This is a genomic window from Bradyrhizobium sp. 76 (assembly GCF_023073025.1).
GTDB lineage: Bacteria > Pseudomonadota > Alphaproteobacteria > Rhizobiales > Xanthobacteraceae > Bradyrhizobium.
Genome location: NZ_JADPIS010000109.1, coordinates 417160 through 438309 on the forward strand (window position 1 = coordinate 417160; position 21150 = coordinate 438309).

Annotated in this window: 24 protein-coding genes; 14 read left to right on the plus strand and 10 right to left on the minus strand. The window is 63.4% G+C overall.

All coding sequences use genetic code 11. The features are described 5' to 3' along the window. Positions 1 to 2: 2 nt before the first annotated feature. The 7 genes from IVB48_RS31640 to IVB48_RS31670 form a co-directional block, all read right to left on the minus strand. Complete coding sequence (locus IVB48_RS31640) at positions 3 to 1271, minus strand: AAA family ATPase (protein ID WP_247283627.1); 1269 nt, start codon at positions 1269 to 1271, stop codon at positions 3 to 5. Further along, a complete protein-coding gene (locus tag IVB48_RS31645; RefSeq protein ID WP_027570199.1) occupies positions 1268 to 2005 on the minus strand; it encodes a CpaD family pilus assembly protein in 738 nt (245 codons plus the stop codon). Before IVB48_RS31645 ends, IVB48_RS31640 begins: the two co-directional genes overlap by 4 nt. A gap of 17 nt (positions 2006 to 2022) precedes the next feature. Next, positions 2023 to 3498, minus strand: coding sequence for a type II and III secretion system protein family protein (locus IVB48_RS31650; protein WP_027570200.1), 1476 nt, complete (start codon positions 3496 to 3498; stop codon positions 2023 to 2025). A gap of 11 nt (positions 3499 to 3509) precedes the next feature. Further along, positions 3510 to 4307 carry a Flp pilus assembly protein CpaB gene (gene cpaB, locus IVB48_RS31655; RefSeq protein ID WP_027570201.1) on the minus strand — a complete coding sequence of 266 codons (798 nt, stop codon included), beginning with the start codon at positions 4305 to 4307 and terminating at the stop codon, positions 3510 to 3512. A 127-nt stretch (positions 4308 to 4434) separates the two neighbouring features. Then, positions 4435 to 4959 (minus strand): prepilin peptidase, encoded by a 525-nt coding sequence (locus IVB48_RS31660; RefSeq protein WP_027570202.1) that lies wholly within the window; start codon positions 4957 to 4959, stop codon positions 4435 to 4437. Positions 4960 to 5081: 122 nt separating this feature from the next. Then, positions 5082 to 5222, minus strand: coding sequence for a hypothetical protein (locus tag IVB48_RS31665; protein ID WP_247406484.1), 141 nt, complete (start codon positions 5220 to 5222; stop codon positions 5082 to 5084). Positions 5223 to 5295: 73 nt separating this feature from the next. Further along, positions 5296 to 5460: a Flp family type IVb pilin gene (locus tag IVB48_RS31670; RefSeq protein WP_007599783.1), complete on the minus strand. Its 165-nt coding sequence runs from the start codon at positions 5458 to 5460 to the stop codon at positions 5296 to 5298. A 260-nt stretch (positions 5461 to 5720) separates the two neighbouring features. Between IVB48_RS31670 and IVB48_RS31675 the strand changes: the two genes are divergently transcribed. From IVB48_RS31675 to IVB48_RS31690, 4 genes are all read left to right on the plus strand, one after another. Continuing rightward, entirely contained in the window at positions 5721 to 6548 is an 828-nt protein-coding gene (locus IVB48_RS31675) for a sterol desaturase family protein (RefSeq protein WP_027570203.1), read from the plus strand. Positions 6549 to 6700: 152 nt separating this feature from the next. After that, on the plus strand, positions 6701 to 7198 hold the full coding sequence (locus IVB48_RS31680; protein WP_247406270.1) for a pilus assembly protein N-terminal domain-containing protein: 498 nt from the start codon (positions 6701 to 6703) through the stop codon (positions 7196 to 7198). 261 nt (positions 7199 to 7459) lie between these two features. Further along, complete coding sequence (locus tag IVB48_RS31685) at positions 7460 to 8032, plus strand: TadE/TadG family type IV pilus assembly protein (RefSeq protein ID WP_027570205.1); 573 nt, start codon at positions 7460 to 7462, stop codon at positions 8030 to 8032. Between the two features lie 5 nt (positions 8033 to 8037). Beyond that, complete coding sequence (locus tag IVB48_RS31690) at positions 8038 to 8688, plus strand: TadE/TadG family type IV pilus assembly protein (protein ID WP_247406272.1); 651 nt, start codon at positions 8038 to 8040, stop codon at positions 8686 to 8688. A gap of 75 nt (positions 8689 to 8763) precedes the next feature. Here IVB48_RS31690 and IVB48_RS31695 read toward each other — a convergent pair whose 3' ends face one another. From IVB48_RS31695 to IVB48_RS31705, 3 genes are all read right to left on the minus strand, one after another. Then, the gene (locus IVB48_RS31695) at positions 8764 to 8976 is read right to left on the minus strand and encodes a cold-shock protein (protein ID WP_007599788.1); all 213 of its coding nucleotides are present in this window, start codon (positions 8974 to 8976) and stop codon (positions 8764 to 8766) included. Between the two features lie 271 nt (positions 8977 to 9247). Further along, positions 9248 to 9535 carry a translation initiation factor IF-1 gene (gene infA / locus IVB48_RS31700; protein WP_007599789.1) on the minus strand — a complete coding sequence of 96 codons (288 nt, stop codon included), beginning with the start codon at positions 9533 to 9535 and terminating at the stop codon, positions 9248 to 9250. A gap of 23 nt (positions 9536 to 9558) precedes the next feature. After that, complete coding sequence (locus IVB48_RS31705; RefSeq protein WP_247359498.1) at positions 9559 to 11154, minus strand: DEAD/DEAH box helicase; 1596 nt, start codon at positions 11152 to 11154, stop codon at positions 9559 to 9561. A gap of 479 nt (positions 11155 to 11633) precedes the next feature. Here IVB48_RS31705 and urtA point away from each other — a divergent pair, with 479 nt between their 5' ends. From urtA to ureC, 10 genes are all read left to right on the plus strand, one after another. Then, positions 11634 to 12956, plus strand: a complete 1323-nt coding sequence (gene urtA / locus IVB48_RS31710; protein ID WP_027570208.1) for an urea ABC transporter substrate-binding protein — start codon at positions 11634 to 11636, stop codon at positions 12954 to 12956. Between the two features lie 84 nt (positions 12957 to 13040). Continuing rightward, complete coding sequence (gene urtB / locus IVB48_RS31715) at positions 13041 to 14648, plus strand: urea ABC transporter permease subunit UrtB (protein WP_027570209.1); 1608 nt, start codon at positions 13041 to 13043, stop codon at positions 14646 to 14648. Then, on the plus strand, positions 14645 to 15823 hold the full coding sequence (gene urtC / locus IVB48_RS31720; RefSeq protein ID WP_007599799.1) for an urea ABC transporter permease subunit UrtC: 1179 nt from the start codon (positions 14645 to 14647) through the stop codon (positions 15821 to 15823). The genes urtB and urtC overlap by 4 nt, the downstream gene beginning before the upstream one ends. Beyond that, the gene (gene urtD / locus IVB48_RS31725) at positions 15820 to 16581 is read left to right on the plus strand and encodes an urea ABC transporter ATP-binding protein UrtD (protein WP_247359503.1); all 762 of its coding nucleotides are present in this window, start codon (positions 15820 to 15822) and stop codon (positions 16579 to 16581) included. The genes urtC and urtD overlap by 4 nt, the downstream gene beginning before the upstream one ends. 3 nt (positions 16582 to 16584) lie before the next feature. Then, a complete protein-coding gene (urtE, locus tag IVB48_RS31730) occupies positions 16585 to 17280 on the plus strand; it encodes an urea ABC transporter ATP-binding subunit UrtE (protein ID WP_007599806.1) in 696 nt (231 codons plus the stop codon). A 31-nt stretch (positions 17281 to 17311) separates the two neighbouring features. Further along, on the plus strand, positions 17312 to 18142 hold the full coding sequence (locus IVB48_RS31735) for an urease accessory protein UreD (protein ID WP_247406275.1): 831 nt from the start codon (positions 17312 to 17314) through the stop codon (positions 18140 to 18142). A 33-nt stretch (positions 18143 to 18175) separates the two neighbouring features. Further along, positions 18176 to 18478 (plus strand): urease subunit gamma, encoded by a 303-nt coding sequence (locus tag IVB48_RS31740; RefSeq protein WP_027570212.1) that lies wholly within the window; start codon positions 18176 to 18178, stop codon positions 18476 to 18478. Between the two features lie 9 nt (positions 18479 to 18487). Further along, the gene (locus IVB48_RS31745; RefSeq protein WP_007599812.1) at positions 18488 to 18793 is read left to right on the plus strand and encodes an urease subunit beta; all 306 of its coding nucleotides are present in this window, start codon (positions 18488 to 18490) and stop codon (positions 18791 to 18793) included. A 57-nt stretch (positions 18794 to 18850) separates the two neighbouring features. After that, positions 18851 to 19390 carry an HD domain-containing protein gene (locus IVB48_RS31750; RefSeq protein WP_247359505.1) on the plus strand — a complete coding sequence of 180 codons (540 nt, stop codon included), beginning with the start codon at positions 18851 to 18853 and terminating at the stop codon, positions 19388 to 19390. A gap of 37 nt (positions 19391 to 19427) precedes the next feature. Next, a complete protein-coding gene (gene ureC / locus IVB48_RS31755; protein ID WP_247406278.1) occupies positions 19428 to 21143 on the plus strand; it encodes an urease subunit alpha in 1716 nt (571 codons plus the stop codon). Positions 21144 to 21150: the final 7 nt, after the last annotated feature.

A 21150-nucleotide genomic window follows, 5' to 3' on the forward strand; every position in this document is an offset into this window, starting at 1 on the left:
ACCTATTTTCCCCGCAACTTCTCAATCAGGGGTGAAAGCAGGGACGACTTTTGCTTCTTCGTTTCGCTGCGGCCGGTCAGGCGCTGGGCGATCTGAAGGAACATCTCGATTGATTTGTGATTGGCCGAGATCTCCGCGATCATCTGGCCGTTATTGGCCGCCGAGCCGAAGATCTGCGGCTCGAACGGGATCGAGACGACTGGCTGGCTCTCGATCGCCTTGGCGAACTCCGCTGCGGCGATTTCGGGCCGTTTCGGCACGCCGACCTGGTTCAGGCAATAGAGCGGCGGACGGTCGTTCGGGCGCGCGGCCTTCAGGAGATCGAACAGGTTCTTGGTGTTGCGCAAATTGGCGAGGTCGGGTGCCGCCACGATCAGGATGTCGTCCGCTCCGATCAGGGCGCGTTTTGTCCAGCCCGACCATTGGTGCGGAACGTCGAGCACGATGCAGGGCATGGTGGAGCGCAGCGTGTCGAACACGGCATCGAAGGCGTCGGCGCCGAAATCATAGACCCGGTCGAGCGTCGCCGGCGCCGCCAGCAGGCTGAGGTGGTCGGTGCATTTCGACAGCAGGCGATCGATGAAGGCGGTATCGACGCGATCGGGCGAGAACACGGCGTCGGCAATACCCTGCGGCGGATCCTGGTTATAGTCGAGCCCGGCAGTTCCGAAGGCGAGGTCGAGGTCGGCAACGACCGCGTCCATCGCGAGATCGCGGGCGATCGCCCAGGCGACGTTGTGGGAGATGGTTGACGCGCCGACGCCGCCCTTGGCGCCGACCACGGCGATGATACGGCCGACGGCCTTGGCTTCCGGCGCCGAGAACAGGTTGCAGATCGAGCGGACGACGTCGATCGCGCCGACCGGCGCGAGCACGTAGTCGCTGACGCCGCGGCGCACCAGCTCGCGGTAGAGCATGACGTCGTTGATGCGGCCGATCACGACCACGCGGGTGCCGGCGTCGCAGACGGTTGCGAGATGATCGAGCCCGCCCAGGAGGTCGTTGCGGCCGTCGCTTTCGAGCACGATCACGTTCGGCGTGGGTGCCGAGCGGTAGGCTTCGACCGCAGCCGCCATACCGCCCATCTGGATCTTGAGATGGGCCTTGCCGAGACGGCGATCTTCGCCGGCCGACTGCACGGCGGCCGCCGTTTCCACGGTCTCGCAGAAAGCCTGGACGGAAACGCGGGGGGCAGGCGCAATATGCTCCTCGGCCGGCGGGAACGATGCCTCGGACTGCTCTTCTTGGGGCTGGCGAGCGTAGCTGATCATTTGCCGGTGTCGCTGAGTTTGGCCTTGTCGGCCTCAGGATAGGCGACCGCCGTCGGCATTCCCTTGCGATACTTCTCGAACGCGGCGGTGCGCCGCGGCGTGTAGGACGGCGTTTCGGGCCGCGGCTGCTCGAGATCTGACGGATTGTCGACCATCGCCGCGAGGTTGCGCTGATAAGCGCAGCCGTAATTGTAATATTCCTTGTTCTCGAACCAGCTCTTGTTCTTCATCGAAGGGCCGATGTCTTCCGGCCACAGGCCGCAGGGACCCGCGACCGCGGCGATCTTGGAATAGGTGAGCCGGATCGGCGGCAGGAAGCGCTTGTCTTCCGGCTGGTAAGAGCGGGCGCTGACGCCGCGCGGCGGAACGCCTGCCGCTGACAGGATCGCCTGGATTTCACGCATGGTGTCCGCGACCGGACGCGCGTTGGGCGTGCCGGACGGCACGTCGATCTGGATCGCGCCGGTGCCTTCGTGCATCCAGGCCGACGCGACGCCCATCACGTCGGCGCGCTGGGCGGCGGTCAAGCCGCCGCGGGCATGGCCGACGAAGACGACGATGGAGCGATTCTGCTCCTCGATGGCGATCGGATGGCGCTGCTTGTAGTTGTCGGGAATGGAGGCGGTGACCGCTTCGTCATGCTGGCAGCCGCCAAGGGCGAGCGCCATGCCGACGAGCGCGCCGCCGAGGTGGATGGCGCGCCTGCGAATCTGGGGTGGTCTAGTGATCTTCATGAAGTCCCCGTTCCGCCTCAATCGGTGATGAAGCCGTAGGTGCCGCGGTAGTTCTTGGCCGGTTCGGTCCGACCGGGCACGCCGTAGATGCGGTTGATGTTGCCGAGCAGTTCGGCCTGCGGATCCGCAGGCGCGGAGAAGCCATCATCCGGCCGCGACAGATCCTTTTGCGCAACTGCGCGAACGATATAGGGCGTCACGATCACGACCAGCTCGGTCGCGTTGTTGACGAAGTCGCGGCTGCGGAACAGCGTGCCGAGGACCGGGAGCTGCATCAGGCCCGGCAGTCCGCTGACGGCCTGCTTGGTCTGCTGCTGGATCAGGCCGGCCATAGCCATCGCACCTCCGGAGGGAATTTCCAGGGAGGTTTCTGCGCGGCGGGTCTTGATCGAGGGCACCGTGAGCGAGTTGACCGAGGTCGAGGTCACGGCCTGAGACAGCGTGATCGCGTTTTCGTTGGAGAGCTCAGAGACCTCCGTCATCACCCGCAGGCTGATCTTGCCCTCGGTGAGAACGACGGGGGTGAAGTTGAGCGAGATGCCGAACTTCTTGAAGCTGATCTGGGTGGTACAAACGTGCGTGGTAGGGTCGCACGCGTAGCCGGCAGGCACCGGGAATTCACCGCCGGCGATGAATGTTGCCGATTCACCGGAGATCGCGGTCAGATTCGGTTCGGCCAGCGTCCGGATCACACCCGCGGTTTCCATCGCACGCAGGGTGGCCTGCACCGACGGGGCCCCGCCGAACTTGGTGGTCAGATTGTTGCCGTCGACGAGGTTCTTGCCGAGAGCCGTGAACGGATTGGAGTTGCTGAAGCTGACGACCGAGGTGCCGTAGCTGAGATTGGCGGTAAGGTCGATTCCTAGCTGCTTGATGATGCTGCGCTGCACTTCGGCAACGGTCACCTTGAGCATGACCTGGTCGCGGCCGCGGACCACGATCGAGTTCACGACCTTCTCGGGGCCGCCCGCGAGGCGCACGGCGAGGTCGTTGGCCTGCTGGGCTTCGGCGGGATTCGCGGCCGAACCGGTCAGGATGATGCCGTCGCCTAGCCCGTCGATCTGGATGTCTGAGTTCGGCAGGACCTGCTTCAGCGCGGCCCGCACGCCGTTGAGGTCGCGCTTGACCGCGATGTCATAGGCCGCAATCTGCTGGCCGGCGGAATCGAAGAACACGATGTTGGTCTGGCCGATCGCGGCGCCGATGATGTAGGCGCGCTGCGCCGAGCGGACGACCGCGTTGGCGATCTTGGGATCGGCGACAAGCACGTCCTTGATGTCACGCGGAAGGTCGATCACGATCGACTTGCCGATGCCGAGCGAGAGGAATCGCGCGTTCATCTGACCGTCGGCCGCAGCCTGCGCCACAGGGCGATAGTCGGCGGCAACCACAGGGGTCAGCACCGGGTTGAGCGCGAGCGCGACGGTGGCCGAAAACGACAGGGCGCGGACCACAGAGGTTCGCATCGTCGCCAAGTTCGCCCTGCATTTCATATCGACAGTCCTCATCGTGCCTTCGCCGTCGAGCTTGGGATACCGTACCGAATGATCGAAATGCCATCGCGCTTCTGCGCGGAATCATCGAGCGTGATCTCGCTGAGCTTGACGTCGACGATGCTGCGCAACGCCAGCGACAGCGTGCCGCTCTGGCGTGCGGAGGAGAGCGTCGCAGTCTGCGCAGGATTGAGCTCGAGGGTGACGGTCTTGCCGACCACCGCGTTCTGCCCGTCCTTCTCCTTCGGCGCCTGGTCGATGGCCAGGACGCGGATATTGGCCAGGATGATCTCGGACGTGATCACATCAGGGGCGCCGCTGCTCTGGTCCGGATTCTTGAGACGGCGCGTCAGAAGCACGTCGACGCGGTCGTTGGGGAGGATGAAGCCGCCTGCGCCGGTTTCCGGCGAGATCTCGGTCGAAATCGCCCGCATTCCGGTGGGCAGGATTGCCGCCATGAAGCCGGAGCCTTCGGCCTTGACCAGCTTCTGGTCGCGGATCGGCTCACCCTGGATGAAGGGAGATCGTGCGATCGAGCCGGTGACCTGGGTTACTCCCTCGGGGCGCTCGTTGCGGCGGATGAAGGTGGTGCTGGCGGTCGCGGACGGCCAGGTCTGCCATTGCACGTCTTCCGGCTTGACGGTCTGGCCCAGGCCGATGTCGTTCTTGGCGACCAGGACGTCGACGGTGGGAAGCTGCGCGACCGGAGCCGGAGGCGGCGCAGAATTGTCTGAGCCGCTCGCCAGATACGCGGCGACACCGCCGGCGCAGATGGCGACCGTCAGGACGACAATGCGTGCCCTATTCATACGCTTCACTTTCCAACAAACGCCGCGACGCTGACGCCGCCGTAATCGGCAGTTGACCAGCTATTCGTCAAAGCATGGTTAATGAGGCGTATCTAAATCGCCTTAACGCCGGGTTGACCCGATGCGTTCAGCGCAATGCGAGGTGAGCGAGGTCGATCGCCTTCACCCATTCGGTCTCCGGGTAGACCATCAGCGCACTCATTGCGAGCGCGATGCCGTAGGGAATGCCGCTCTCCTTGGCGTGCAGCCGCGCGAGCCAGGCCTGGCCCGCCAGCCCATAAGGCAGCGGCCACTGCCGGAACTGAAGCAGGAGCAGCGTCAGCGCCCCGCCGAACAGCGAGGCGTAGAGCAGGAAGTTCATCAGCTGTGCGAACCCGAACCAGAGTGCGACGGAGGCCGCGACCTTGGCATCGCCACCGCCGACCCAGCCCATCGCAAAACAGGTGAAAGCCACGACCAGGACGAGCGCACCTGAGCCGACATGGCTCAGCATCTCGTAAGGTGCCATGCCACCGGCGAGAGCAAGCGCGAAAAAGCCGGCGACCAGCGCCAGCGATACGCGGTTAGAGATCGTCATCGTGAAGAGATCGCTCGCGGCGGCAAACGCCATCAGGGCAGGGAAGAGCAGAAGGCGCGCAAGGTCGAGGATCATGGGTTGCGTCTTGAGGCCTGGGTTTGCCGCGGAGCTGGCGTCGCCGGATTCTAGCCGGCAGTGCTAAACAAACCGAAAACGGCGGCAGCCGTTTCGATGGGCGGAACCAGCCGAAGGCGTGCTCACCAGAGGGAGGCGATGCGTGCGGCGAGCGCGACGGTCGCAAGCAGCAGGGCCAGGCAGACCCAGTAAGCCGGCGAGCCGGTCTGCGCGGCCTCCGCCACGTTTGCCGCGACCGCGGCATCGGTTCTGTACTTGCTCAACGCCACTGGAACTCGCCGTCTGAAAAACAAAGGCCCCGGAGGCCCGGGGCTTTTGCCGTCGTTCGTCGATCGCTTACTTCAGCGAGCTGCTGATGGAGGTGAACTTGGCGTTCAGCGTGGTGCCGAGATTGTTGACGACGGTGATGATGGCCAGCGCGATGCCGGCGGCGATCAGGCCGTATTCGATGGCGGTGGCGCCGGATTCATCTTTCGCGAAACGCGCAATCAGGTTCTTCATGAACAAAACTCCATCTGGGGTGGGATCGCCTCGTTCGGCGTTGTGCTTGACCCAATGACCATGAGATCCGAGCTCTTTCGGGAGAGTTAATTCGATCGGGCAAACCCGCCTGCCGCTGGCCAGAGTGAATTTCGCCTTAAGGCAGCCAGCTGCAATCGTTCCAGTTCCGGATGTGCAGCAAGCGCAGTTCCGGCTTCACCGTCCCTTAAATTTGAGGGAGTACGCGTAGGCGGGACCAGCAATTCGCAAGAGAGGCGACAATGTCGAGCCTGCCCATGGAAATCGCCCTGATGCTCGGCGAGACCATCGCGAAGGTGATCCCCACGACTTTCGCGCTCGCGGTGGTCTTCACCGTGCTCGAGCACGTCTGGGCCTGCAATCCCGGCGTGCCCTGGTGGCGCAAGCGGGAGATCGTCACGGACATCTGCTACTGGTTTGTCGTTCCGGTGTTCGCACGTGTCATGCGGATCAGCCTTCTGATCGTCGGTGCGAGCTTCGTCTTCAACATCCATGATGCCGACGAACTCATCGCCTTCTACGACAATGGCCACGGCCCGCTGTCGCTATTGCCGCTCTGGGTCCAGGCCGTGCTGTTCCTGGTCCTGTCCGATTTCATGCTGTACTGGCTGCACCGGCTGTTCCACGGCGGCGGGTTCTGGAAGTATCACGCGATCCATCACTCCTCGGAGGAGATCAGCTGGATTTCCGCGGCCCGCTTCCATCCCGTCAATCTCGTGCTCGGTACGATCGCGGTCGACGTCGTGCTGCTGATGGCCGGCATTTCGCCGAACGCCATGGTCTGGCTCGCCCCGTTCACGACCTTCCATTCGGCCTTCGTGCACGCCAACCTCAACTGGACCTTCGGGCCGTTCAAATATGTGCTGGCGACGCCGGTGTTCCATCGCTGGCACCACACCTCGCTCGCAGAGGGCGGCGACACCAATTTTGCCGGCACGTTCCCGATCTGGGATGTGCTGTTCGGCACTTTCCGGATGCCCGAGGGGCAATTGCCGCAGGATTACGGCAAGGATGAAGCCACCATGCCGAAGGAGATCGGAGGGCAGCTTGCCTATCCGTTCCGCCGCTAGGTTCTCGGGGCCGCGAAATGCCAGTCCGTTCAAACAATAGTCGGCGAATTTGCGGAACGTTCACGAATTGAGGGCAGGTTAGCCGGGTCGGGCACCGGCTCGGCTGTTATCCGATTGCTTCTGCCGGTTTGTGACGTCCCGGGGGTAAGAGTATGCGTAAACAACTGCTGCGCCGTCATGCGCGCGTCTGTCTTCTGGTTGCGGCCGCGGTGCTGGCATCGCCGGCTGCTGGCCTTGCCGAGCCGACCGCAGATGCCATTGCCGTGAATGTCGACCAGGCCAAGCTGGTGCGGTTGCCTGGCAAGGTGGCGACCATCGTGGTCGGCAATCCCATGATCGCCGACGTCACGCTCCAGCCTGGTGGCATGATCGTCGTGACCGGCAAGGGCTATGGCGCCACCAATTTCATCGCGCTCGACCGAGGCGGCGAGATCCTGGTCGATCGCCAGATCCAGGTTGAAGGTCCGAGCGATCGGCTCGTCACCGTCTATCGCGGGATCGAGCGCGAGTCCTACAGCTGCATGCCGGTTTGCCAGCGTCGCGTGACGCTCGGCGACAGCGACACCTATTTCAACAACACGATAAGTCAGGCCGGTTCGTTGAGCAGCACGGCCAGCGGCAATGCTGGTGCGGGCGCCAAGACGAACTGAGTAAGACCAACTAAGTAAGACCAACCAGCGAGTTTGATTGGCGGGTTTGCCGGGGCAAGGATCGCCCCGGGCCGATGCGGGCGCATGAGTTTCTCTCTCCGTATGCTCGTCTCAATGCTCTCGTCTCCTTGGCCTGGGTCGTTCACGGTTAACGCGCCCCTAATGGCCCGGGTCGCCGGGTGCGGATCGCCTGAAACACTTAAACAATCAGTTTCCGCTATTGAACATGGCAGATGATTGCTGCTGCTGCTGGGGAATTTGATGCCTTCGCCTGCACCTACGAGGTTCACGCTCCTCGCCATGCTGCGCCGGTTTCGCGGCAGTCGCCGCGGCTCCGCAGCCGTCGAGTTCGCGCTGGTCGCACCGATGTTCTTCGCGCTGCTGTTCGCCATCATCGAGACGGCGCTGATGTTCTTGGCGACCCAGGTGCTCGAGAGCGCCAGCCAGAATTCCGCGCGGGTGTTGCTGACGGGGCAGGCGCAATCCGGTTCGGTGGCGGCCTGCGCGGTGTCCGGCGTGAGCACGCCCTGCTCGCAAACGACGTTCAAGGCTTACGTCTGCAGCCAGATCCCAGCGCTCTTTGATTGCACCAAGCTCTACATCGACGTTGTGAGTACAAACTCGTTCGGAGCACTAAGCCTCACCAGCTACGGCAATTCCTGCAGCTTCAACCCGGCCGGCGTGCAGTACAATGCCGGGGCCGCCGGCCAGGTCGTCGTGGTGCGCCTATTCTATCAGTGGCCGCTCATCGTCACCGGCCTTGGCTTCAACATGGGCTGCAGCAACAAACGGCTGCTGGTCGCGACCGCGGCCTTCAAGAACGAACCTTTTTGAGACAGATGGATTCGAGCAAGCCGATGCAGCCGATTGCGCATATCTGGAGGAATACCGGTCACTTCGTGCGTGACTTCGTCGCCGACAAGCGCGCGCTCGCGGCGACCGAATTCGCGGTCATCGTGCCGCTGATGCTGGTGATGTTCTTCGGTACCGTCGAATTTTCATCGGCCGTGGCGATTGATCGCAAAGTCACAATGATTGCACGGACACTGTCCGATTTGACGTCGCAGTCAACGTCGCTCGACCCTGGCGACTTGCAGGACACGTTCACGGCAAGCATTTCGATGATCATGCCTTACGACGCTACGCTCGTGAACGGCACGGTTCTTCAGATCTATATCGACTCGAGCAGCGTCGCCAAAATTAAATGGAGCCAGTCCGCCACCATTGCCAACGGTGCGACGCAGGCCACGCTGACGGCACCGCCCTCGGCTCTGGCTGCTGGTACCACGGTCACCTCGATGATTCCGTCGACGCTCTTGATCCCGAAGACCTACCTCATTTACAGCGAGGCGAGTTACCTCTACACGCCTTCTGTCAAATTTGTTCTGAAGTCGGGCATCACGCTGAGCGATGTCTCCTACACGCGGCCGCGCCAAGTCACCTGCGTTCCTTACAACGGCGTACCGTCGCTGCCGTGCCCCCTGAACTAGAAAAAAGGCCGGGCATTGCGCCCGGCCTTTTCTTAACTTGTTCGCTCGAGCCGATCGGGGCCGTAAGCGGTAGGCTCAACCGGCGGAACGGAGGTTGTCCGCTGCCGACTTGCCGGAACGGCGGTCGGCCACGATCTCGTAGGAGATCTTCTGACCTTCGCGCAGCGTGCCGAGGCCTGCACGCTCCACAGCGCTGATGTGGACGAACACGTCCTGGCCGCCATCGTCGGGCTGGATGAAGCCGAAGCCTTTGGTCGCGTTAAACCACTTCACGGTTCCCATGCTCATGGGGGTAGTCCCTTCTCAGATAACACAATGTCAGAGCCCGCTCGCGCGGACAGGTTAGATCGAATTTTTGGAAGGGTCGTCAGCGTGTCTGAACCGGCTGTACCGGTGGATGCTAATGTCGTCCGGCCGAAAATCGATTAATTCATTTTATTGGAAACAGAACCCCAAAACAATGCTGACGTGCACGATTTTTTGATCCGCCGTGATGTTCACGGCGGATCAGCATACAGGTCGGAACTTCAGGTCCGCGCTCGCGCGCTGAGCCTCCCGACTAGCGGCGGCGGAACTGGCCGCCGCGCTGTCCGGGGCGCGGAGGTCCGCCCATCCCGCTCGGACGTTCGTCCTTGTGGCGGAAAATCAGCCGGCCCTTTTCGAGGTCATAGGGCGACATCTCAACCGTCACGCGGTCGCCCGCCAGAGTCTTGATGCGGTTCTTCTTCATCTTGCCGGCGGTGTAGGCGACGATCTCGTGTCCGGCGTCGAGCTGCACGCGGTAGCGCGCGTCGGGGAGGATTTCGGTGACCAGTCCTTCGAACTGGATCAGCTCTTCCTTAGCCATGAATTTCTCCAGGTCGTGGACGGCTAGTGCGAATGGGGTTTGCGGTTCGGTTGGCCGTTCGGCCGACTCTCGCGGCGCAAAAAGGCAACGCCTTGTATCCCATCAGACGCCCCGGCGCTATGCGCGGAACGCTGTTCCGGACGGCCGTTTGGCGAAGAATGCGCCTTGCCGCCGGTGTGGTCGCGACGAGGAGCCTTCGAAGCCTTCGGGCCACTGCCGGGCCGTGCGTCAGCACGCCTGGCGTCGCCATGCCGTCCCTCGCCGGGTCTTCCGTCGCCCTGCTTGGCGGCACTGTGGTGGCGCCCGTCCGCATGCCTTTCGTCGGCACGGCGACCGTCACCGTGGCGTCCCTCACCAGACCTTGCGCCTTGCGGACGCTGGCCCGGGCGGCCCGGCCGACCCTGTCGTTGCTGCTGCGGGGGAGGGCCCGCATCCCGGCGGCCGGCGTCGGTGCGGCGATCCTCACGCGGCAGCGCCACTTTGATCAGCCGCTCGATATCGCGGAGATAGCTCAGCTCCTCGCCGCCTGCGACCAGTGAGATCGCGGTACCCTCGGCACCCGCGCGCGCGGTGCGACCGATGCGATGCACATAGGTCTCCGGCACGTTGGGCAGGTCGAAATTGATGACGTGGGTGATGCCGTCGACATCGATGCCGCGGGCGGCGATATCGGTGGCGACCAGCGTGCGGATTTCACCGGTGCGGAACTGGGCAAGCGTCCGTTCGCGATGGTTCTGCGACTTGTTACCGTGGATGGCGCTGGCGGGGATCCCCGCCTTCTCGAGTGTCTTAACGACCTTGTCGGCGCCGTGCTTGGTGCGCGTGAAGACCAGGGCTCGGTTGACCTGCTCCTGCTTCAACAGCTGGGCGAGGAACGCCGGCTTGGCGGAGAAGTCGACCTGGATGATGCGCTGCTGGATGCGCTCCACGGTCGAGGAGACCGGGGTCACCGCGACGCGGGCAGGGTCGCGCAGCATGGCGTCGGCCAGCTCGGCGATGTCCTTCGGCATGGTGGCCGAGAAGAACAGCGTCTGCCGCTTGATCGGCAGCTTGGCGACGATTTTGCGGATGTCGTTGATGAAGCCCATGTCGAGCATGCGGTCGGCTTCGTCGAGCACGAGGAATTCGACGCTTCCAAGCTTCAGTCCGTTGCTCTGCACGAGGTCGAGCAAACGGCCGGGGGTGGCGACCAGCACCTCGACGCCCTGCATCAGCGAGCGGACCTGACGGCCCATCGGCACGCCGCCGATGGCGAGGGTCGAGGACAGGCGGATGTGGCGGCCATAGGCGTTGAAGCTGTCGAGGATTTGGCCGGACAGTTCGCGGGTCGGCGACAGCACCAGGACGCGGGTCGTCTTCGGCTGCGGCTTGATGCGATTCTCGAGCAGGCGGTGCAGGATCGGCAGCGCGAAAGACGCGGTCTTGCCGGTTCCGGTCTGGGCGATGCCGACGACGTCGCGGCCGGTCAGCGCGGTCGGAATCGTCTGGGTCTGGATGGGGGTGGGGGTGACGTAGTTCTCTTCGGTGAGAGCACGAGCGATGGGTTCGGCGAGGCCGAAATCCTGAAACGAAGTCAAAAGGTGGGTTCTTTCCATGTCAAAAGCGGGCGCCCGGCGCATTCGGCGCGGCGCGCGCAAAAGGGTGTCGAGAGGGACACCTGCGTGTTTGGGGTGTCGGATGGCTTGATGGGATGGGGCAAGCCAGACGCCCGTAAGGGCTTAAGAACACGCGGCTCGCAACGGTCTCTGATTCGCAAGAGACCTCGCCCCCCATATGGAACATTGAGGCGGCGCTTTCAAGGCAGGCGCACCACAAATGGCGATCGCGGTGCAGAAATAGTTGTGCCGGAAATTTAGCCAGGGTGGGAAATTTGCTTAGAAAATAGCCTGCCTGCCACATTCGCATACATTCGAATTGCTCAAGGTTTAGGCGGCGCGGCTATGGCGATGCTTGGTTTTCTGTCGATTTCCCCAGCGAAATCAATGGCCTAATATGTGTCTAATCCATGGCACGGTTCTTGCGAATCCGTTAATCGCAGGCGGCCGTTGGGGCCGTTTCGCAGCGTTTTTCACGTCTGCGTCAGGGAGATGAGACACTCATGCATAGCAAATCCACTCACGATATAGCGGCGCCATTTAGCCGCCGTGGCGTTCTCGCCGCGACCGCCGGACTGATGCTTGGTCTGGCTTCCATTTCCGGTGCGAAAGCCGCGGACGACACCATCAAGGTCGGCGTGCTTCATTCTCTCTCCGGCACCATGGCCATCAGCGAGACCACGCTGAAGGACACCATCCTCTTCCTGATCGACGAGCAGAACAAGAAGGGCGGCGTCAACGGCAAGAAGCTCGAAGCCGTCGTCGTCGATCCCGCTTCGAACTGGCCGCTGTTCGCCGAGAAGGCGCGCGAGTTGATCACCAAGGACAAGGTCTCGGTCGTGTTCGGCTGCTGGACCTCGGTGTCGCGCAAGTCGGTGCTCCCGGTGTTCAAGGAGCTGAACAGCATCCTGTTCTACCCCGTGCAGTACGAGGGCGAGGAGAGCGAGCGCAACGTGTTCTACACCGGTGCCGCGCCGAACCAGCAGGCGATCCCCGCCGTCGACTATCTGATGAAGGACGAGAAGGTGAAGCGCTGGGTGCTCGCGGGCACCGACTACGTCTATCCACGCACCACCAACAAGATCCTGGAAGCCTATCTGAAGTCCAAGGGTGTCGCCCAGGAAGACATCATGATCAACTACACGCCGTTCGGTCATTCCGACTGGCAGACGATCGTGGCCGACATTAAGAAGTTCGGCTCGGCCGGCAAGAAGACCGCCGTGGTCTCGACCATCAACGGCGACGCCAACGTTCCTTTCTACAAGGAGCTCGGCAACCAGGGCATCAAGGCGAAGGACATCCCGGTCGTCGCGTTCTCGGTGGGTGAGGAAGAACTCGCCGGCATCGACACCAAGCCGCTGCTCGGCCATCTCGCCGCCTGGAACTACTTCCAGTCGATCAAGTCGCCGGAGAACGAGAAGTTCATCAAGGCGTGGCAGACCTACACCAAGAATCCGAAGCGCGTGACCAACGATCCGATGGAAGCGCACGTGATCGGCTTCGACATGTGGGTCAAGGCGGTCGAGAAGGTGAAGTCGACCGATCCGGACAAGGTGATCGACGCGCTCCCGGGCATCGAAGCCAAGAACCTGACCGGCGGCACCTCCAAGATGCTTCCGAACCATCACATCACCAAGCCGGTGTTCATTGGCGAAATCAAAGCCAACGGCCAGTTCGACGTGGTGTGGAAGACCCCGGGTCTTGTCGCGGGCGACGCCTGGTCGAAGGAGCTCGACGGCTCCAAGGACCTGGTCGGCGACTGGGTCGGCAAGAAGTGCGGCAACTTCAACACCAAGAGCAACAAGTGCCTCGGTTCGGGTTCCTGATCCGAATCTGACACTTCATTGCATGATCGGAGAAGGCGGCGATCCCGCCGCCTTCTCCACCCTTTTCTGCCGGGGTCTTTCACAGTGCCAGCCAATTTGTCCGCCCGCCTCTGTTCGCTCCTGCTCTCGTTGTTCCTGATCGCGTTCGCACTGCCGGCCTTGGCTGGTCCGTTCGAGGATGCGGTCGCCAAATTCGCCAACGACGATTATTCCGACACGGAAGAGGCGATCGGCGTGGTCGCGAGCAGCGGCAATACGCTGGCCTTTCCGATCATCAGCGCGCTCCAGGACGGCCGGCTGATGGCCGATCCGGACAGCAAGAAGGTGTACGTCACCGGCGCCGACGGAAAGTCGATCGATGCCGCGACCGGTCAGGCCGTGGCCAGCGTGCCCGACAGTGCAAGCGCGGTCCGCCTCAACAACCGCCTGCGCCGCAGCGTCGATGCCGCGATCGGCAGTCTGACGCTGCAGTCACCCGACATCGGAGCGCGGCTCCAGGCGGCGCAATCCGTCTTCAAGTCGCATGAGGAGACGTCGCTCGAAGCCGTCGACGGCGCGCTCGCCAAGGAAACCAACCGATCCGTCAAGGCTGCGCTGGGCGACGCCCGCGCGGCGATCCTGTTGTTCAAGCCCGATGCCACCGAGGTCGAGAAGCTCGAAGCCGTTGCCACCATCAAGGCGCGCGGCGACCAGGAGGCGATGGCGCTGCTCACCGGCATGGGCGACCAGCCGGCCTCGGTGACCAAGGCTGCCGCGAGCGCAATCGGCTCGATCCAGAGTTCGCTCGCGGTCTGGTCGATGGTGCAGAATGCCTGGTACGGCCTCTCGCTCGGTTCGGTGCTGCTGCTTGCCGCGATCGGGCTTGCCATCACGTTCGGCGTGATGGGCGTCATCAACATGGCCCATGGCGAGATGGTGATGATCGGAGCCTACACCACCTTCGTGGTGCAGGAGGTGATCCGCACCCGCTATCCCGGCCTGTTCGACTATTCGCTGCTGATCGCGGTGCCGCTCGCCTTCCTGGTGGCGGGCGCGCTCGGCGTCGTGATCGAGCGCAGCATCATCCGCTTTCTCTATGGCCGTCCGCTGGAGACGCTGTTGGCAACATGGGGTCTGTCGCTGGTGCTGCAGCAGGCGGTGCGCACCATGTTCGGTCCGACCAACCGCGAGGTCGGCAATCCCTCCTGGATGAGCGGCGCATTCGAGCTCGGCCAGATCACGATTACCTATAACCGGCTCTGGATCCTTGTCTTCACGCTCGCGGTGTTCGTCATTCTGCTCGCGATGCTGCGCTACACCGCACTCGGGCTCGAGATGCGCGCGGTCACGCAGAACCGCCGCATGGCGGCTTCGATGGGCATCGCGACCTCGCGTGTCGATGCGCTGACCTTCGGCCTCGGCTCGGGCATTGCCGGCATCGCCGGCGTGGCGCTGTCTCAGATCGACAATGTCAGCCCCAATCTCGGCCAGAGCTACATCATCGACAGCTTCATGGTCGTCGTGTTCGGCGGCGTCGGCAATCTCTGGGGCACGCTGGTCGGCGCCTTCACGCTCGGCATCGCCAACAAATTCCTGGAGCCGGTCGCCGGCGCCGTGCTCGGCAAGATCGCCATCCTCGTTCTCATCATCCTGTTCATTCAAAAGCGGCCGCGCGGTCTGTTCGCGCTCAAGGGCCGTGCGGTGGAAGCATGACCCCTCACATGCTGACGCGATCGCTGGACCGCGGCGCGACGATCTTCCTTGCCGTCGTCGTGGCCTGCGGCATCCTCATCCCGCTCTCCAACCTGCTGCTGCCCGCGGGCTCGTTCCTGCAAGTGCCGACCTATCTGGTCGCGCTCTGGGGCAAATATGTCTGCTACGCCATCCTGGCGCTCTCGATTGACCTGATCTGGGGCTATTGCGGCATCCTCTCGCTCGGCCACGGCGCCTTCTTCGCGCTCGGCGGCTACGCGATGGGCATGTACCTGATGCGGCAGATCGGCAGCCGCGGCGTCTACGGCAACCCGATTCTGCCGGACTTCATGGTGTTCCTGAACTATTCGAAGCTGCCCTGGTACTGGTACGGCTTCGACATGTTCTGGTTTGCCGCGCTGATGGTGCTGATCGTACCGGGGCTGCTCGCCTTTTGCTTCGGCTGGCTCGCCTTCCGCTCCCGCGTCACGGGCGTGTATCTGTCGATCATCACGCAGGCGATGACCTATGCACTGCTGCTCGCCTTCTTCCGCAACGATTTCGGCTTCGGCGGCAACAACGGCATGACCGACTTCAAGGACATTTTGGGCTTCAACGTGCAGGCCGAGGGCACGCGTGCTGCGCTGTTCGCGCTGAGCTGCCTGGCGCTGATCGCCGGCTTCCTGATCTGCCGCGCCATCGTCTCGTCCAAGCTCGGCAAAGTACTGATCGCCGTGCGCGATGCGGAATCGCGCACGCGCTTCCTCGGCTATCGCGTCGAATCCTACAAGCTGTTCGTGTTCACGGTGTCGGCCTGCATGGCCGGCGTCGCCGGCGCGCTCTATGTGCCGCAGGTCGGCATCATCAACCCAAGCGAATTCGCGCCGGGCAATTCGATCGAGGCAGTGATCTGGGTCGCGGTCGGCGGCCGCGGTACGCTGGTCGGCGCTGCGCTTGGCGCCGTCGTCGTCAACTACGCAAAGACGTTCTTCACCTCCGGCATGCTCGCGCCTTACTGGCTGTTCATGCTGGGCGCCATGTTCATCCTGGTGACGCTGCTGCTGCCCAAGGGCATCGTCGGCACTTTCAACGCCTGGTGGGACTCGTCGAAGGAAAGGCGCGACGCCGCGACCATTGCGAGCGCCGCGGCCGAAGACGGCGTTGCCGAACCTAAAATGGCGGAGGAAGCTCAATGAACGTCATGGACACCCGCGCCACCTCCGCAATGCTTTATCTCGACGGCGTGCACGTTTCGTTCGACGGCTTCCACGCCATCAACAACCTCTCGCTGACGCTCGAACCCGGCGAGATGCGCGCCATCATCGGCCCGAACGGCGCCGGCAAGACCACGATGATGGACATCATCACCGGCAAGACCAAGCCTGACGAAGGCACCGTGCTGTTCGACGGCGTCACCGATCTGACGCGGCTGGACGAGACCCGCATCGCCGAGCTCGGCATCGGCCGCAAATTCCAGAAGCCGACCGTGTTCGAGAGCCAGACCGTGCAGGACAATCTGTTGCTCGCGCTCAATGTCGACCACAGCGTCAAGGGTACGCTGTTCTGGCGCGGCAGCCGGGCGGAATCCGAGCAGATCGACAAGGTGCTGGAGACGATCCGCCTCACCGATGCTCGCGCCCGTCTCGCCGGCAGCCTCAGCCACGGCCAGAAGCAGTGGCTCGAGATCGGCATGCTGCTCGCACAGGATCCGAAACTGCTTCTCGTCGACGAACCCGTCGCTGGCATGACCGACGTCGAAACGCATCTCACCGCCGAGCTGCTCAAGCAAATCAACAAGACTCACACCGTGATGGTGGTCGAGCACGACATGACGTTCGTGCGCGAGCTCGGCGTCAAGGTCACCTGCCTGCATGAGGGTACCGTGCTCGCGGAAGGCACCATCGACCAGGTCTCGTCCAACGAGCGGGTCATCGAAGTCTATCTGGGGCGGTGAGCGATGCTTGAGGTCAAGGACATCAACCTGTTCTACGGCGCGGCGCAGGCGCTGCGTGGCGTCTCGATCGCGGCCGAACCCGGCAAGGTGACTTGCGTGCTCGGGCGCAACGGCGTCGGCAAGACCTCGCTCCTGCGCGCGATGGTCGGGCAGTACCCGATTTCCTCGGGCGCGATCGTGCTCGACGGCAACGATATCACGGGTCTGAAGCCCTATGAGCGCGCGCGCAAGGGCATCGGCTTCGTGCCGCAGGGGCGCGAGATATTTCCGCTTCTGACGGTCGAGGAAAATCTCAAGACCGGCTTCGGCCCGCTCAGGCGCGAGGACAAGCACATTCCGGACGACGTGTACTCGCTGTTCCCGGTGCTGCAATCCATGCTCGGCCGGCGCGGCGGCGATCTCTCCGGCGGGCAGCAGCAACAGCTCGCGATCGGGCGCGCGCTGGTGATGCGGCCAAAGCTGCTGCTGCTCGACGAGCCGACCGAGGGCATCCAGCCCTCAATCATCAAGGATATCGGCCGAGCCATCTCGTACCTGCGCAATCTCGGCAACATCGCCATCGTGCTGGTCGAACAATATCTCGACTTTGCCTGCGAACTCGGCGACAGTTTTGCGGTGATGGATCGCGGCGCGGTGAAGTTCACCTGCGACCGCTCCAATCTCGACGCGAGCGAAATCAGCCGCCAGATGGCGCTGTAAGCCATTCTGCCGCGACCGGCTGGGGAGGCGGATGCGCAGCGACGTTTCAGCGACATCTTCGGTGTTCGACGCCAACCGCGCCCGCGGCGCGGTGCGCTTCGACGTCCACGCGCGTGACGGTGTGACACGTCGCGGGATCTTGCATGAGTCCGGCTCGCTGCGCGTGCGCTTCCCTTCGCCGGAGGACGAGGGTCTCTCCGGCGTGTTCGTCAACACGGCCGGCGGCGTTGCGGGCGGCGATCGCTTCGACATCGAGATCGCGGCCGCAGATGGCTCGAAGCTGACGCTGACGACGGCAGCCGCGGAAAAGGTCTACCGCGCGCCAGGGCAGGCGGCGGAGCTCAATATAACGCTGAAGGTTGCCGCAGGCGCACATGTCGGCTGGCTGCCGCAGGAGACGATCCTGTTCGACCGGGCGCGCGTTCGGCGCCGCTTCGACATTGACCTCGATGCGACTGCCTCGCTTCTGCTGTGCGAGATCGTGGTGTTCGGCCGTACCGCCATGGGCGAACGAATGAAGCAAGGCGAGTTCGTCGACCACTGGCGGCTGCGTCGCGGCGGCAAGCTAGTGTTCGCCGAGACCGTCAGGCTCGACGGCAATATCGGCGCAAAGCTTGCGCGATCGGCGGTGGCCAAGGGCGGCGCTGCGATCGGCACGGCGCTGATCGTGCCCGGCGACGAGGCCCTGATCGAGCGTCTCCGCGAGGCATCGGAATCCTTCGCCGGCGAGGTCGGGATATCCGCCTGGAATGGCTTTGCAATGGCACGGTTCTGTGCCCAAGATGCGGCGCGGCTGCGCGCGGACATGATGGCCGTATTGGCGCGCACCGGTGCGGCGTTGCCGCGGCTCTGGCTCAATTGATCGGCTGAAAGTGTTGAACGGAAGAGATTTCGCATGAACCTGTCTCCCCGCGAAAAGGACAAGCTTCTGATCTCGATGGCGGCGATCGTGGCCCGCCGCCGGCTGGATCGCGGCGTCAAGCTCAACCATCCGGAGGCGATCGCGCTCATCTCCGATTTCATCCTCGAGGGCGCGCGCGATGGCCGCACCGTCGCCGAGCTGATGCAGGCGGGCGCGCAGGTCCTCACCCGCGAGCAGGTGATGCCGGGAATCCCTGAGATGATCCACGACATCCAGGTCGAGGCGACCTTTCCGGACGGCACCAAGCTCGTCACCGTGCACGAGCCGATCAGGTAGGAGAGAAGCATGATTCCCGGCGAACTCTTCATCCAGGACGGCGAGATCGAGCTCAATGCCGGCCGCAAGACCGTGACGCTGACGGTCGCCAACACCGGCGACCGCCCGATCCAGGTCGGCTCGCACTATCATTTCTTCGAGACCAACCCGGCGCTGAAGTTCGATCGCAAGAAAGCCCGCGGCATGCGCCTCGACATCGCCGCCGGCACCGCCGTTCGCTTCGAGCCGGGCCAGACCCGCGACGTTCAGCTCGTCGCGGTGGCCGGTAAGAAGACCATCTACGGCTTCCGCGGCGACGTGATGGGGAAGCTGTGAAATCCACAGGAACGAGCGTGGCGCGCCACGGTTGAGGCGAAAACGGAGGACTTTGCCATGCTGTCACCTGTCCGCCTCATCTCCGAAGCCGCCGAACTCGCCGCGCGCCGCCACAACGGCATGGCGCGCAAGGGCCGCGGTCATGAGCCTTACATCAACCACCTCGCCGAGGTCGCGAACCTGCTTGCGACCGCGACCGACGGCACCGACGCCGAACTCGTTGCCGCCGGCTGGCTGCATGATGCGATCGAGGACACCGACACCACGCGCGAGGAGCTCGCGCAAAAATTCTCCGACCGTGTCGCGTCGCTTGTCGAGGAATGCACCGACGATATGAGTCTGCCGAAGCCGGAGCGGCGGCGGCGTCAGGTGCTCGACGCACCGAAAAAATCGGCTGGCGCCAGGCTGATCAAGATCGCCGACAAGATCAGCAATATCGGCGCGCGCGTGCATTCGGATCCGACGGCCGCGGAACGTGACGACCTCGTCGATTACACCGACTGGGCCGAGCAGGTTGTCGCCGGTTGCCGCGGCGGTAACTCCTGGCTCGATACGACATTCGACGACACGGTGCTCACAGCGAGGACCTCTCTGTGAGCACCGATCCAAAATTCAAACGCAAACGGGGCTTGTGATGTCCGTCAAAATAAAGCGTTCCGTCTATGCCGACATGTTCGGCCCGACCACCGGCGACAAGGTGCGGCTGGCCGACACCGACCTCATCATCGAGGTCGAGAAGGATTTCACCACCTACGGCGAGGAAGTGAAGTTCGGCGGCGGCAAGGTGATCCGCGACGGCATGGGCCAGTCGCAGGTCACCAACAAGCAGGGCGCGGCGGACACCGTCATCACCAATGCGCTGATCGTCGATCACTGGGGCATCGTGAAGGCCGACGTCGCGATCAAGGACGGCATGATCGCTGGCATCGGCAAGGCCGGCAATCCCGACATCCAGCCCGGTGTCACCATCATCATCGGCCCCGGCACCGACGTGATCGCGGGTGAAGGCAAGATCCTCACCGCCGGCGGCTTCGACAGCCACATCCATTTCATCTGTCCGCAGCAGATCGAGCACGCGCTGATGTCGGGCGTCACCTCGATGCTAGGGGGCGGCACCGGTCCGTCGCACGGCACGTTCGCCACCACCTGCACGCCGGGGCCGTGGCACATGGGCCGGATGATCCAGTCGTTCGACGCCTTCCCGGTCAATCTCGGCGTCTCCGGCAAGGGCAACGCCTCGCGGCCCGGCGCGCTGGTAGAGATGATCAAGGCCGGCGCCTGTGCGCTGAAGCTGCACGAGGACTGGGGCACGACGCCGGCCGCGATCGACACCTGCCTGTCGGTGGCCGACGACTACGATATCCAGGTGATGATCCACACCGACACGCTGAACGAATCCGGCTTCGTCGAGGATACCATCAAGGCGTTCAAGGGCCGCACCATCCACGCCTTCCACACCGAGGGCGCCGGCGGCGGTCACGCCCCTGATATCATCAAGGTCGCGGGGCTGAAGAACGTGCTACCGTCCTCGACCAACCCGACGCGGCCCTTCACGCGCAACACCATCGACGAGCATCTGGACATGCTGATGGTGTGCCACCACCTCGACCCCTCGATCGCGGAAGATCTGGCGTTTGCTGAAAGCCGCATCCGCAAGGAGACCATCGCGGCCGAGGACATCCTGCATGATCTCGGCGCGCTCTCCATGATCTCCTCGGACTCCCAGGCCATGGGCCGCCTCGGCGAGGTCATCATCCGGACTTGGCAGACCGCCGACAAGATGAAGAAGCAGCGCGGCTCGTTGCCGCAGGACAAGGGCAAGGACAACGACAATTTCCGGGTCAAGCGCTACATCGCCAAATACACGATCAATCCCGCGATCGCCCACGGCGTTTCGAAGCTGATCGGCTCGGTGGAGAAGGGCAAGCTCGCCGATCTCGTGCTGTGGTCGCCGGCCTTCTTCGGCGTCAAGCCGGATTGCGTCGTCAAGGGCGGCATGATCGTCGCGGCTCCCATGGGCGATCCCAACGCCTCGATCCCGACCCCGCAGCCGGTGCATTACCAGCCGATGTTCGGCGCCTTCGGCAAGGCGCGCACTGCGTCTTCTGTGGTGTTCACCTCGAAGGCCGCGATCACCGGTGGCCTCGCGCGCAAGCTCGGCATCGACAAGAAGCTCTATGCAGTCCAGAACACCCGCGGCAGGATCTCGAAGAAGAGCATGATTCACAACGACGCCACGCCCAATATCGAGGTCGATCCGGAGACCTATGAGGTCCGTGCCGACGGCGAGCTTTTGACCTGCGCCCCCGCCGAGGTGCTGCCGATGGCGCAACGATATTTCATGTACTGAAATAGCG